The 14,291-nt window shown below is 38.0% G+C and carries 13 protein-coding genes; 5 read left to right on the top strand and 8 right to left on the bottom strand.

The features are described from left to right. Positions 1-121 precede the first annotated feature (121 nt). From F0919_RS16130 to F0919_RS16140, 3 genes are read left to right on the top strand one after another with little or no spacing between them, the layout of a single operon-like run. The gene (locus tag F0919_RS16130; RefSeq protein WP_150033823.1) at positions 122-865 is read left to right on the top strand and encodes a lysophospholipid acyltransferase family protein; all 744 of its coding nucleotides are present in this window, start codon (positions 122-124) and stop codon (positions 863-865) included. Between the two features lie 10 nt (positions 866-875). Continuing rightward, positions 876-1,646 carry a Rossmann-like and DUF2520 domain-containing protein gene (locus F0919_RS16135; protein WP_190277414.1) on the top strand — a complete coding sequence of 257 codons (771 nt, stop codon included), beginning with the start codon at positions 876-878 and terminating at the stop codon, positions 1,644-1,646. Positions 1,647-1,658: 12 nt separating this feature from the next. Then, positions 1,659-2,156: a KdsC family phosphatase gene (locus F0919_RS16140; protein ID WP_150033825.1), complete on the top strand. Its 498-nt coding sequence runs from the start codon at positions 1,659-1,661 to the stop codon at positions 2,154-2,156. A gap of 83 nt (positions 2,157-2,239) precedes the next feature. Here F0919_RS16140 and F0919_RS16145 read toward each other — a convergent pair whose 3' ends face one another. From F0919_RS16145 to F0919_RS16180, 8 genes are all read right to left on the bottom strand, one after another. Then, positions 2,240-3,496, bottom strand: a complete 1,257-nt coding sequence (locus F0919_RS16145) for a hypothetical protein (protein ID WP_150033826.1) — start codon at positions 3,494-3,496, stop codon at positions 2,240-2,242. A gap of 9 nt (positions 3,497-3,505) precedes the next feature. Further along, positions 3,506-4,852 carry a DUF4270 family protein gene (locus tag F0919_RS16150; RefSeq protein ID WP_190277415.1) on the bottom strand — a complete coding sequence of 449 codons (1,347 nt, stop codon included), beginning with the start codon at positions 4,850-4,852 and terminating at the stop codon, positions 3,506-3,508. Positions 4,853-4,868: 16 nt separating this feature from the next. Further along, the gene (locus tag F0919_RS16155; protein ID WP_190277416.1) at positions 4,869-5,231 is read right to left on the bottom strand and encodes a DUF4907 domain-containing protein; all 363 of its coding nucleotides are present in this window, start codon (positions 5,229-5,231) and stop codon (positions 4,869-4,871) included. Further along, entirely contained in the window at positions 5,209-6,252 is a 1,044-nt protein-coding gene (locus tag F0919_RS16160; RefSeq protein ID WP_150033829.1) for a Kelch repeat-containing protein, read from the bottom strand. Before F0919_RS16160 ends, F0919_RS16155 begins: the two co-directional genes overlap by 23 nt. 539 nt (positions 6,253-6,791) lie before the next feature. Further along, positions 6,792-7,037: a hypothetical protein gene (locus F0919_RS16165; protein WP_150033830.1), complete on the bottom strand. Its 246-nt coding sequence runs from the start codon at positions 7,035-7,037 to the stop codon at positions 6,792-6,794. Positions 7,038-7,060: 23 nt separating this feature from the next. Then, entirely contained in the window at positions 7,061-7,636 is a 576-nt protein-coding gene (locus tag F0919_RS16170) for a DUF3347 domain-containing protein (protein ID WP_150033831.1), read from the bottom strand. Between the two features lie 34 nt (positions 7,637-7,670). Beyond that, a complete protein-coding gene (locus tag F0919_RS16175) occupies positions 7,671-10,055 on the bottom strand; it encodes an outer membrane beta-barrel family protein (RefSeq protein WP_150033832.1) in 2,385 nt (794 codons plus the stop codon). Positions 10,056-10,091: 36 nt separating this feature from the next. Continuing rightward, positions 10,092-11,492, bottom strand: coding sequence for an exonuclease domain-containing protein (locus F0919_RS16180; protein ID WP_150033833.1), 1,401 nt, complete (start codon positions 11,490-11,492; stop codon positions 10,092-10,094). 315 nt (positions 11,493-11,807) lie between these two features. Between F0919_RS16180 and F0919_RS16185 the strand changes: the two genes are divergently transcribed. Beyond that, entirely contained in the window at positions 11,808-12,578 is a 771-nt protein-coding gene (locus F0919_RS16185) for a dienelactone hydrolase family protein (RefSeq protein WP_150033834.1), read from the top strand. Positions 12,579-12,886: 308 nt separating this feature from the next. Then, the gene (locus F0919_RS16190; protein ID WP_190277417.1) at positions 12,887-14,266 is read left to right on the top strand and encodes a ferritin-like protein; all 1,380 of its coding nucleotides are present in this window, start codon (positions 12,887-12,889) and stop codon (positions 14,264-14,266) included. The last annotated feature ends 25 nt before the right edge of the window (positions 14,267-14,291 follow it).

Consider the following 14,291-nt stretch of genomic DNA (forward strand, 5'->3'; position numbering starts at 1 on the left):
AACTTATGTTTAAAATGTGACATCATAATGTTTCCGGCTTCTCCGGCTGCTTGTCTATTTTGTTTAAGAGCGGTAACATGTTTGGCTTTTGCTTGTTACCTTTGGCCCTTATTTGCTATAAATGAACATATTCAAGAGGATTGCAGGGCATATTTATTTTTTTTGTGCACTGGTTATATTTATGCTTACTATGCTTGTAGTGATTATTCCCGCAAGTATTGCTTTATTGTTTGATGAACCACGAAGAGCTAAAATCATTCATCCGACCTATAGAATATGGATGAGTGTTTTTTTACCGCTGGTTGGCTGCCCGGTTGTAAGAAAAGGGAAAAAGCATTTTAAGAAGGGTGAAAATTATGTGGTGGTGGTTAACCATAATTCATTGGTTGACATTCCGGTTTCTACGCCGTGGATACCGGGCCCCAACAAAACGCTGGCAAAAATTGAAATGGCAAAAACACCTGTTTTCGGTGTAATATATACGGCAGGTTCTATTTTGGTTGACAGGGAATCGGAAAGCAGCAGAAAAGAGAGTTTTACAAAAATGCAGCAAACATTGAAACAGGGTTTACATCTTTGTTTATATCCTGAAGGAACAAGGAATAAAACTTCTGAACCATTGCAACCTTTTTTTGATGGTGCATTTATAACTGCTATACGTGCTCAAAAAGCGATTATTCCTGCTGTTATTTTTGGTACGAAGGATATATTGCCTAATAAACCTAAATTATGGGCAAGGCCAAAAGTAATCAGGTATCATTTTCTGGAGCCTGTTCCCACCAAAGGATTGTCTATGAGCGATCGTAATGAGCTGAAAGACAAGGTTCATGATTTGATGAAACAATACATTATTCAAAATGCTTAATCCTGAATGCATGCGTATAGTTATAATCGGTTCAGGAAATATCGCTCATTTTTTCACGCCGAGGTTGCAAGAAAATGGTCATGAAATCATTCAGATTTTCAGCCCCAATCCTGAAAATGCAAAGCTTCTTGCAGAGGCAAACAATATTAAACATTACACAGACGATTTAGGAGCAATAACACAGGATGCAGATGCATATATCCTGGCAGTAAAAGATGATGCATTGAAGGCATTGAATGAAAAATTACGCTTTGAAAATAAATTGGTAATACATTGTGCCGGAGCTGTAGCATTAGATATCATTGCAGATATTTCCCGGAAAACTGCTGTAATCTGGACTTTATATTCGATCAGAAAAAATAACCTTCCGGCTTCCAATCACATTCCGTTAATAGTCGAAGCCAATTCAGATGAAGCTTTGCAAGGTGCAGAAATATTGGCTAATGCCATATCGGACAGGGTATTGACAACCAGTTTTGAGCAAAGACAATTATTGCATCTGAATGCCGTACTGGTAAACAACTTTACAAACCATTTGTTGGCAATAGCTGAAAAACTGAGCGGTGAGCATCAATTGCCTTTTGATATATTGAAACCGATTATTGAGCAGACTTTTTCTCAGATTCAAAAAGTTTCTCCTTCTGAAAGCCAGACGGGTCCTGCAATTCGTAAAGACGAAGTAACCATGCAAAAACACCTTGCTTTACTGAGAGAACATGAGGCCTGGCAACAGATTTATAAAGATATAAGTACTTCCATTCAGCAAACAATTAAAAAATAGATCCGATCCTGTATGAATATTCTTGAATTATTTGAACCGGTTAAAGTTTTTGTATTCGATATCGACGGTGTATTAACTGACGGTATGCTACATGTGCAGGAGGATGGAGAATTACTGCGCAGAATGAATATTAAAGACGGTTATGCATTACAACTTGCGGTGAAGAAGGGTTACAAGGTCTGGATTATTTCGGGAGGTAAAACAAATGCTGTAAAGCAGCGCCTTAATAAATTGGGTGTTGAAGATGTATATATAGCAGTCGACGACAAAATAACTTTATTAAATTCCCTTATTGAAAAAGGGAATTATCCATCTGCAGCATTGCTTTACATGGGGGATGATATGCCGGATGTCAAAGCGATGATGCTTTGCGGACTAAGAACTTGTCCTGCCGATGCGGTTGCCGAAGTTAAAGCCGTCTCACAATATATTTCGCCGTTAAACGGTGGTTACGGTTGTGCCAGAGATGTAATTGAAAAAGTGCTGAAGATTAATGGGGATTGGGAGTAAAACTGACTGAAAAGTATTGTAAAAAGGAAAACGAATGACTTCACGTCATTCGTTTTCCTTTTTACTTTGATAAAATAGATTGCTTAATTATATTTCTTTAGCTTTCTTGTATTCAACCAGAATTCTTTCAGTGTAATACCCAAAGAAACCTGTGTGTATTGTTCCTGAATCTGCTTATCTGCGGTTTTACCACGTGAGCCGAATTCAACACCAACGTATGCATTTATCAACCTGTTAATATTGCCTCCCAATCCCACAGTAGCAGACATATCGTTTAGCTGTTTATTGTCAACAACAGCATAACCTTCTGCATAAGCTACGCCACCCTGAATGAAAAATTTCTCACGCATTTGTCCGCCGATATTTTTCATAGGAGCATATTGAAGGCCGAAAGAATATCTTTTTGTCGGCGTTGTATATGCATTAGGATAGTTTAGTGTTGCGCCGCTCCAATCGGAATAACGATAATCGGCAGCTATGGTAAAAACATCCTTTATTACCAATGAATAGCCTGCTCCGAATTGTAACGGAATCTTGAAGCTTTGATTGTCTTTGATAGTAGGGTTGAGCGCGCTGTCAATGTTCAGGTATTGCATTTCGTATCTGCCTTTAAGTGTCAGCGGATTGCTTATCGTTAAACCAATTGTTTGTCTGAGACCGTTTGTAATCTTTCCGGTATATTGTAATCCACCCTGAAATTGAAAGCCTTTTAAAATCTGATATTCATTTCTCTGAATATTAACATCGATTTGAGGATAAATATAAGAAGTGGATCTTTTAAGCGTTCCAAATAAGAAGGAAGATGTCAGGCCTAAAGAGAAATTCTTATTAATCTTAAATGCGTTGGCAAGATAAACCTGATTAATACCACCACTTCCGTTTACTGTTCTCAAAATATTTGAATTGCTTCCATTACCAAAATTCAGTAATTCGGACATATTGTAATTGGAGGAACTAAAAGGTTTAAGGCCAAAAGATACGCCCCATGTTTTACCTGGTCTGAAGGTTAACGAAAAACGTTCAAATTGTGCATCGGAATAGGAAGAGGTAAATGTATCGGCACCCGGATATTTGTATTGGCTTGACCTGAATCTTACGTTGAAATCAAGATTGAACATATTGGGATCCAGAGAAGTTAAGGAGGCAGGGTTGCTTAAATTGACATAAGAGCCGCTCTGCATGCCTATTGAAGTACTCGCCATTCCAAAGAATTTTCCATAATCCTTGGACTCCATATCACCAATTCCGATAATAGAATAAGGAGATGTATTTGTCTGCGCCTTAAGTTGCAAACCAACCGCCGGAACCAATAATAAAAGTATTATGAATCGTTTTAACATGGATATTTTTTATAGACCTAATACGTAAAGTTTAAGTTTGACAGATTTGTTACCAATAGCATTGTTTAAGATAAGCCTGTTTTCAATAATTTCATTCAAAGGTCTCAAAACTAATGGTGCCTGATTAAATATACCATTTTGCAGCGTGCTGTTTACATACTCGGTAATATCATAAGTGTACTTTGTTTCAATATGGTTGATATTGTCTATCACTAAATCGCCGTTTTGAATTACGGCAGGTGTAACACCGATTTCATTAACCCAATTACCAATAAGCTTACTATCAATATTTACTGTTTGCAGGCCCAATGTAGGAGGTAAAGTATAATAAGTATTAGGTCCGTAGTTTTGAAGAGAAGGATAAATATCCAATTCTGCTTTTACCACTTTAATATAAGGGTGTAATTCTTTTAATGAAAATAAAGAAGGGATATTTAATACAGGATAAAGTCCGCTATTACTGTGTAAATAAACACGATTACCTGTTTGGGCAGAAGGAATAGCCTGCCATTTATTAGGTGTAAATAAGCTTAACAATGTGCCGGTTTTATCATATTTGTAGCCATTAAACTGATAAGTTGTCGGACTTATAGGAAAGTCCATATAGCCAGGTACCGGAGATGCTCCGTTTACTGTATAATACATTCTCATTACAGTTCCTCCATTAACTCCGATATTCTGGAAGTAATAAATAGATTGGTTGTTAACTCCTTTTCCTGTAAGTGCAAAGCCATTAAAAAAAGCATTGAATTTATCGGAATTGCTTGTTGTGTCGGAGTTACGGTTCAGCATTCCGAAAAGCTGGGTGCCAAAGGAATTAGATAGCCTGACTGTAAGTTCTTTTTGTTGTAACGGACGTGTATTAGTCAGTAAAGCAGTGCCTAATGGTGTCGCATCGTAGGTCAATGCATCTACATTATAGCCAATTGGAGTAACATCAGGTTTTATTTGCTGGCTAAGACGGTTTATATTTAGGGTAAAAGGCTCTGTAGTGTCACCATAAGAGGCGCCTGAAAATTTTGTTATGAATACAATAGAGTCGTATGTGCAATTATTAAGTCCGCTGATGGTATTAACAGGAATGCCTACCTGCATATATGCAGTGGCTTCATATTTTCCGAAAACAGAATCTTCATGAATTCCGACTTTAAAGAGATTGTCTGCTGATGTAACAAAAGAATCGCGTTGTAATGTAGATAAATCAACCGACATAGTATCCATATAGATAACATTAGGATCGTCTGTCAAAGCTTGTTGCCCGTAATTTACCACTGCTTTTTTGCATGATGCTATCAGCACCATCAAACCTATCAACAGTAAAGAGGCTTTTTGTATTTTATTGAGATAACGAAGCATTAGAGTGCCTGATGATTTATTTATTGTTGTTGTTAACATCTTTTGCAGGCAAAAGATGGTTTTCTTCCAGTTCTTTCAGGTTTAAAGAAGGAATCTGATGGTCTTTTAATTTATTTAAAACCAATGTTCCGGCTTTCAGGGCCTGAGAGTCTGTTTCAAAAGGAATTTGTCCTTGTATGCAAGGAATGTATAATTGTCGGATGAATTCTTTTTTCCCGAGAAAAATAGAATAAGCCCAGCCGTCTTTTGTTTTAAAAGTCTGAACCCTCGCTGTTGAATCGGCATCGGTCTTTTGCTCTGATACATGGTTGCACGAAAGCAAAAGAGCCAATGCTATTGTGATTCCTGAATATTTATTAATTACCTGCAATAACGTCATTGTTTGGTAAGAATTCCCACATGTCATCGAAACGGCTGCCACTGTTATTACCGGTTACAATATAACCTCTGTTATTTAAGTTGAAGCCTACGGCTCCTTCTCTTATTGTTCCTTCAAATCCTGTTTTTTGTGTCCATCTGTCTGTTGAAGGGTCATAAGCAAAAACAGTTCCGTTAAGACCGCTTGAATTACCACCTGCCAGATAAGCAATGTTGTCCATTACAAAAACGCTTGCATTACTTCTTGGAATACTACCGTATAAGTCGTCATATGTGTCATCAGCATTGATGTTGGCAATTCTTGTTTTTTGAGCCCATGTTTCATTAGCTGCGTTAAATTCCCAAACATCATCAGGGTAAGAACCATTGTTGATACCTGTAACAACGTATGATTTATCGCCGATAGTAAATGCAACCGCATTTTGACGTTTTGTACCGCCTAAGCTTGCAGTTTGCGTCCATGTATCGTTTGCAGGGTTGTAAGAATAAAAATCTTTTAAATAATTACCATCAAAACCTGTACCCACATACCCTTTTGTTGCCGAAGAAAAAGCTACAGCACCATATCTTCCGGAACCGCCGAAATTGGCAATAGTATCCCATTTGTTTGTAGCAGGATCATAACTGTAAAAATCATTCAGTTGATTGATGCCATCATACCCTGTACCAACGTATGCTTTTGAACCAACAGTAAATGCAACAGCTGAATTACGCGGTGCGCCCGGCATATCGGCTTTCTGGAACCATGTTTGTGAAGCCTGATCGTAAGCCCAGAAGTCGCTTAACCTGACATCATCTTGTTTGTAACCGGTACCAACATAGGCATTGCCATTTAATACAAAACCAACGGCCTCTGTACGTGCCACACCCTCAAAATCAGAACTACGCATCCAGTCGCCAACAGTAGTGGTAGTAGGTGTATCGTCTTTTTTACAAGAAGCACTTAATACGGTAAATAGGCCAAGGGCAACAATTGCAGCATTCTTTGTCAGGTGAAAAGCAGGCGCTTTTTTTTGAATCATTACTGTTTTTAGATTTTTAGTTGAAATAAATAAGCAAAATGCAGGATAAAAATATATTTATTGCTTTCCGGCTTTGCTTTTAAAATATTTGATAATTGTTTTATTAATGGATAAATGTGCTTCGGAAAACTTCTTCCCTCTTTTAAATTTTCACTGAACACCCTCCTCTATACAAAAAAATAAGGCAAAGCAAACATAATTTAACATTGAATCTGCTTTAAAATCCTTATTATCCTTTCAAAAAGAAAATTTAAATTGGGCGTAAAGATAATTCAATTTTTCTAAAAAATGGGAAATGCCGGCATTTAACTTATCCTTTACCCAAACGCATTTCCAATGATTTTAGTATAAATGGCATTCGTATTTTTCCCTCGTTTTTGATTTAGTTAAAACCGATTTCCTCTTTGATTTGCCAAACAGATGTTTGTTACGGAATTATAAACGTAATTGTCTATCGGAAATTATGTTAGCCCGCAAAAAAGCAGCAACTAATTATAATTAGCTGCTGCTTAAATGAATATTGTCCGGATGTGAATGATTTAAAATTGACTTTCATCCCAGGCAATTTCCAGTTTATCATAAATCAGATGAAGATCATTTTTCATAGCTGCATCATCTGTATAAATCCATGTATGATCATTCCCTTTATCAAAACAAAATTTTATATAACCATAATGTTCATTCGTTGCCTTCATGTATGTGAAAGTGGTAAGTTTTTCAAGATTTACAATCTCTCTTAATTTACCTTTTAAGATCATGGGTGTCGGTACAATAAATTTTGACATTATAATTTTTGTTTTATTTATGGTTATTGAAGTGTATCAACCAATTCCCCGCATGTCAGCATCTTGCTTCCAAAATAAGGATTTTCTACTTTTTTTGAAGTGCTCAACCACCAACCACCTTTCCCATTCAAAGCCATAGGGCAATAGTAACGGTAAAGTTGCAAACGGGTTGTTTCGTGATTTTTCACAAATGCGTAAAGACTGTCGGATAAATTTTTGAAATAAATTCTTTGCGGTTCACAACTTTTGTCATTCTGTTCAACAATATTACTCAGGTTTTTATCCATGCTGATCAATTCTGAAAACAAACTTACCTGTATGGCATGTTTTACCGATGCGGAATCGTAGATTACTTTAAACGCTTTCATCTGATTTTGCATAGCTATTGCGCTTCGTTTCGCTTGTTGTTCATCTGTTGCGACAAGCGCATTCTTTAAAGAAAGATAATCATTAATCACCTTTCCCATTGTTTCAGATTGATCGGGTGCCAGATTGCTTTTTACGGCTTTGACATTGAAAATCACTTTAGGCTTTTCTTTGCAGGAAGCCATTAAAAAGAGAATCAGGATGAAAAGGCAAAATGTTTTTATAAGCGACATTTTATCAGTTTTAATCTGTTGCAAAGATGACGGTTTAATTATTATTCGGAAATTTAAATAAATCGGGATCTTCGTCCTTCTTCCGGATGCCGAAATTATATCTCAAATTTATACCGAATCTTCTGCTGTCCGTTTCCCGGTAACCATAAGCATTTACGGTAGGCTGGCTGATGCTGAATTCATTATTATTGGTAAAGAAAGCATCGTTAAGGCTTAAAGTTACTGTCAGTTTCTGATTGAAGAATTTGCGGTTTATATTGAAGCTCAGAGAACCGAATGAGCTTAATTCATAAAACTGCAAAGTACCCTTTAACCTAAGAAAACCATTCATGGTAAGCATGGAATTTTTATCGATTTTCAATTGATGATACGTAAAAAACAGCCAGCTATCACCTTTGAAATTCAAAGGTTGACCCTGATATAAACCCTGATACAAATTGTGGTTGTACTGTGCGCCGAAGAGAAAAAAGTATCTTCCTCCCGGCGGAATCACACCAAGCCCTCTGATGTAAAATTCTTTGTTGCTGCCAACGTTATCGTAAGTTTTATAAGCCAGTGCATGTAATGAATCACCCTGATAATACACATTCGTAAACATGTCCTTTGTATCATTATACCCTACGGCAAATAATGGTCTTTGTTCCACGCTTATATTAAACTCATAATTGTTTGAAAATTGCGGTTTCAGGTTCGGGTTTCCAACCTCCGACAAGAACTGATCCACATATTTGGGAAAAGGATTGAGCTGATCGTAACTTGGACGGGCAATAGTCCTGCGGTAAACCAGGTATGCGCGGATTTCATATTTGGCAATAGTCATGATTTTCCTGCTCAGGTAAACGTAAGGAAAGAAATCGGTTCTGTGCACAGAAAACGACGTATCGAACGGCACTGTCTGATGACCCGACATATTGGTATTTTCCATTCTTAAGCCGGATTTCAGTATAAATGCCCCGAATGTTTTAGAAGCCTGAAAATAAGCAGCGTTAATGTTTTCAGCGTATTTATAAGTTGTGGTCCTGCTGTTATCATTTATGGTATCTCCATTATTGGTTAATACATAGTCTGCTTTGTTATTAAAAGGAAGGTAAGTGGTTTTAATACCTGTTTCAATAGTAATTTTCCCTGGTAGCTTTAATGTTAAATCAGATTGCAATTCAAAATAATGATGTGATGTATTTGAAATACCGTTGCCGCCATATGGCAATGCAGAATAAGTATTATAGTCTAAACGTTCACGGTTGTTATTGTAAGAATAGGTGAAGCTGTTCGTCCATTCCGATCCGGCAGTATCTAATTTCAATGTACTGGAAATATCCTGATTGACGAGGAATGTTTTGTCATTCGTTGTCGAAAGCGCTTTACTGGAGCCTAACACAATATCATTTGCAATTGCTTCAAAGCTGTTCGTATTGTCGGTGTAGTTATTGTAGTTATTATAGCTTACCCTGCCATCGTAACTCAGGTTCATGTTGTCCGTAAAGTCCTTGTTGATGCCGTAGCCAAGGTAAACAGCATCGGAAGGAGTGGTGGAATAGGCTTTCTGGGCAATGATTGTATCAATACTTATGTCACGGTTAGTATTCAATACCTGGTAGTTATTGCTGTTGGAATAATTAAGATTAAGGTAAGAAGAGGTTTCCCCGTTATTATTGGAAACGTTAAATCCTGCAAACTTATTGTTGTATTTTCCTTGCTGATAACCTGCCGTAGCGCTTCCGGTAATGCCGATTTTAACCCCTTTTTTCAAAACGACATTTACAATCCCGCCGCTGTTGGAGGCATCATATTTGGCGGAAGGAGTCCTGAGTATTTCAATTTTATCGATAGCGTTAGGCGGCAGGCTCTTAAGCATGCCTGCAATGTCGGCAGTGCTCATCTTTAATTCTTTTCCGTTTATATAAACTTTGGCAGGTGTCGTGCTGCTTATATAAATATTGCCATCCTGATCTACAAAAAGCCCGGGTGTTTTTTCTATTACTTCGTAAACATTGGTGCTGGCTGCTTCCAGGCTTTCTGTATTAATGATCGTTTTATCGTCCTCCTGCTGCATTAATGGTTTGGAAGCTTGTATCACTACTTCATTTAATGCTGCACTGCCGGCTTTTAACTTGAATGTGAAATTAAAATTGCTGTCTGTAACTTCAATGATTTGGGAGAAATTATTATAACCGACAGATGATATCTGCAATTGATAAAACCCTATATCAGGAACGTTCAGGTGAGCTGTGGCAGTAGAATCTGTTATGGTGCCTGTCCTTATTGCAGAATCTGTTTTACTTACTAATGTAACAGTGGAGTAGGGAATAAGTGCCTGTTGTTCATTCGTAACTTTTATATTGATTGCAATATCGTGTCCGTATATTAAAGAAGAAAAAGCAAGCGTAATTACTAAAAGAAAGATTCTTTGAAATGCCATAAAAATTATCCGCGCTGAAAGTGTTTTAAATTTAAACTAAAATCCCTGTGCCGCCGCCAAATCTTCATTACGAATTTGCATCACTTTGTAAGGATATTTTTCCGCATAGTTATAAATAAGCTGCAACATATAATGGTTGACCTTATAAGGTTTCAGCGAGCTTTTTATATCTTCTAAAGAATGGATATCGCTGTATGCATCTATGTATCCCATTCCGTAAAATTTACCCTTTTCTACCCAGATGCAACTCTGTTCCTGCTCATGCCTTCCTTTGTCTTTTATGATGAAAGACGGCAAATATTGTTCTACCTGATTTAATGCGAGCCTTACCTGTTCATTATATCTTATCGCTCCGTAAGAGGCCCAACAATCAGGGTTTTCAGCGTCATCAGATAACATGCTGTCATGTCTGCAATCTGTAATGCCACATAGTTCGGGACATAAATTGAAATTCCTTACCAATTTATGAAGCAGGTTTCGCCCTTCAATTTCCGTTGTAAATTCATGCAAAGCCAATTGGTGATTGCCCTGTTTTCCTATTGCAAGCCTCATAAAACCATTCAGGTCTTCGTAAGCATATAAGCCAAAATTGACAATCCTTCGTTTCATGGCACGATTATATACAGGCCATAAACGTGCTATTTCAATGGCTTCCAGCAAAAAGGCCATTAACTCCGTACCGCATTTTTCAAATGAGATAGCATGTATGTCTCTCAGGAAATGTTGCCTCTGCGGCAAGGCATTATTTCCCGTAAAATGTGATAACACACGTTTGCGTAAATCATTGGCTTTTCCTACATACACTACTTTCCCTTCTCTGTTTTTGAAATAATAAACTCCCGGAACAGAAGGCAATACTTCGAAATCATCTTTCGGCAGATGAGGCGGCAACAATTGTTCCTTTGAGTTTTTCTTCAGCATGCCTGCTATAACACCTTCACTATCCCATTCCAGTAATTTTTCGAAAAGAAGGGTTGTGGCTGCAGCATCACCACCTGCACGGTGATTATTATAAAGCGGAATTTTTAAAGAAGCGCAAAGTTTGCTTAAGCTATAAGAAGTCAGGCCCGGCTTTATTTTCCGGCTCATCCTTACAGTGCAGAGTTTAGAAGCATTAAATTTATAACCTGCTTTTTCAAAGTGATGTCTGATGAAGGAGTAATCGAAATTGACACTGTGTGCTACAAAAATGCGGCCATCCAGTAAATTGAATAGTGTTGCTGCTATCTCTTCAAACGTTGGTTTGCCGTCTACCATGTCATTGTCTATGCCCGTAAGCATTTGGATAGGCAGGGGAATATACTGATGAGGATTAATCAATGTTTCAAATTGATCAATTACCTTTTCTCCGTTATGTATGTAAACTGCAATTTCCGTAATGCCGGCTCCGGAAGCATAGCCCCCCGTTGTTTCTATATCCACAATTGCATATTCCATCAGATAACGTCCCTTTTAGCCGCACAAAGGTACGATGCATGGCATATTGATGGGATATTTAAAATGTTAATGCAAAATATAATTCCGCATTATGACAAAATATTGAATAAAAGCCTTCGTCAATTTATAATAAACTGATAGTTATTGTTATTTATTTAATGTGAAATCATAGTTTTTGTCATCTGCCTTAAGTGGAATGCGATTACCGGTATATAGCCTCTTTTTTATTTTATCTTTAAGTGATAATTTGCCTGTCTGTTTGCAGGTAAACAATTGTACCTTTTGCCTGTTATTTCTTACTAAAAACCATTAAAAATGAAATCTAAAATTATCCTGCTCCACCTTTTTCTTTTTATGTTCCTGAATGTAGTGCATGCGCAACAGCAGCAAGTTGCTTACAATGATGGCAAGCAAAAACTAAACGGTGAATTATGGAAGCCTGCAAAGATGAATGACAAGCGTGCAGGCATTCTCATATTACCGGCCTGGAAAGGCATTGATGCACATAGCAAAATTGTCGCCAAACAATTGAGCGATTTGGGTTATGTAGCTTTTATAGCAGATATCTACGGCGAAGGCCATTATCCTAAAACAGATAAAGAAGCGGGCGAGAGCGCCGGTTATTACAAAACGCATATCGATGAATACAGGCAACGTATCAAGCTTGCGCTCATCCAGCTTGTAAGGTCCGGAGTGAACCCTGATGAAATAGTGGTAATTGGTTATTGTTTCGGCGGCCTGGGCGCTATTGAAGCTGCAAGGGCAAATATGCCTGTAAAAGGTGTTGTTTCTTTCCATGGTTCTTATGACCATGATGCCGCCAAACCGGAAACATTGATACAGCCCCGTATTCTTATTTTACATGGCGCTGATGATCCTCATAGCTCTGCTGCCGTCATCGCTCAGTTGCAAGATGAGTTTCGCAAAGCGCATGCCGACTGGCAGATGATTTATTATTCAAATGCGGTTCATGCATTCACCGATCCGGATGCAGGAAGCGATAACAGCAAGGGCGTTGCTTACAATGAAAACGCAGACAAACGTTCCTGGCAGGCTTTCATGCAGTTTTTGCAGGAGGTTTTATAAATGATGTTTATAGATATTTTTTTAGATAGCAATGGGTGAAAACCCATTGCTATTATTGTTTCACCTTTTCAGGGTTTTCCAAAACGATTTGAAAATCAAGTAATTTTCTTTATTCCAAATAGTACTTCTCATTTTTCAATATTGAGAAAACTATAACAAGGCGATGATATATTATCATCGCCTTTTCATGGCTGCTACACGCGGAACAGGTTAAGAATACCCACCATAAATATGTTTATATTTTAAAACATAATTATTTTGTTTAAGAAATTATTTTTCTATTTTTAATGGATAAACCAAAACACACAATGTCAAAGCACAAATTTTTCTCCAAATCAGGAGATAAGGTTACTCCGGAAAACCTTGGCGAAGCCATTCAACAGGCCATTGAGATAGAAATCGCCACTATCCCTATCTATCTCTACACTTATTACTCCATTAACCGATCGCCTGACCAGGATGCTATCAGTGGATCGCTGGCACAGAAATTGGTTGCGAAAGGCAAAACGGCCAAAGAGGCAAGTGAGATAGCGTTAGATCTTTCAGCCGAGATTATGGTCTTTTCCAATAAGACAGGCGCACTGATTATGAGTGTAGCTATTGAGGAAATGCTGCACATGGCGTTATCATCCAACCTGAAACAAGCGCTTGCCGGAAGACCTGAGCTGGTAGGTAAATCTCCGAGCGTATGGCCCGCGTGCCTGCCGGGGCATATTCCTGCTTTTGATATCGACAGGGCGAAATTGTCGCAGGATCAGCTGATGACTTTTTTAAAAATTGAAAGTCCTGATCCACTGCCGGATCCTAAAATGCTGAAGGCTATTGAATACCGAACTATCGGCGAGTTTTATGATATGATAAAGACTTGCATTGATCAGAACGATTTGCCTTTCAGAACTTTTCTGCCGCAACTGATAGAAGGTAACGGCTACTATAATGCAAATAATATTGATACGGTTTATTATGATAAAGAGCATAAGCCGCATTTTACTAATGACGATGGTCCTGACAGCGGCGACCTTGTATATATAAGAGATAAAGCATCGGCCAATAAAGCAATAGATTTTATTGTAGAACAAGGCGAAGGAAGCAAAGCGCCGGGTTTAAACCCTGATGGTTCGGTTAATTGCGGTGCTATAGTTCCGGGGGATTTTGATGATCCGGATAAAAAGGAATTATCGCATTTTGCAAAGTTTCAGGAAATCTATTGTACTTATAAAAGATTGAACGAACGCTTTGTTGCACTTGATATCGGTGTTAATGACATCAATCAGTATTTCGTGGCAAATGTTGCAAAGAATCCGCTTACGAAGGATTATCCGGCCAACATCGCTCCTGTATCCGATTTGCTGAATGCGGTTTATACTTACATATTTGTGATGGTGGAAGATTGTTACGTAAAGTCGGGCAATACGCAATGGGAAACCTTTATGTTCGGTATCCATAAATCCATGATTTTTATACTGAACTCCATTTGCGGCGATATTATGAACCTTTCTTATACAGGCCCTGACGGTAAGGAATATGTGGTTGCGCCTACGTTTGAAGATTATCCTTTCGGTCTTTTATCAAGCCCTAAATCACAGTTGATAGACTTATTTAATGCTGCGGTTGCCGTTTATCCGGCCATCAGTTACCTGGGTCAGCGTATTCAGGATCTTCCGGATGCGCCGTTGCACAATAATTAATGTCAATAGTTTATTGTCAATTGTG

This window comes from Taibaiella lutea, assembly GCF_008629695.1.
In the GTDB taxonomy this organism is placed as follows: domain Bacteria; phylum Bacteroidota; class Bacteroidia; order Chitinophagales; family Chitinophagaceae; genus Taibaiella; species Taibaiella lutea.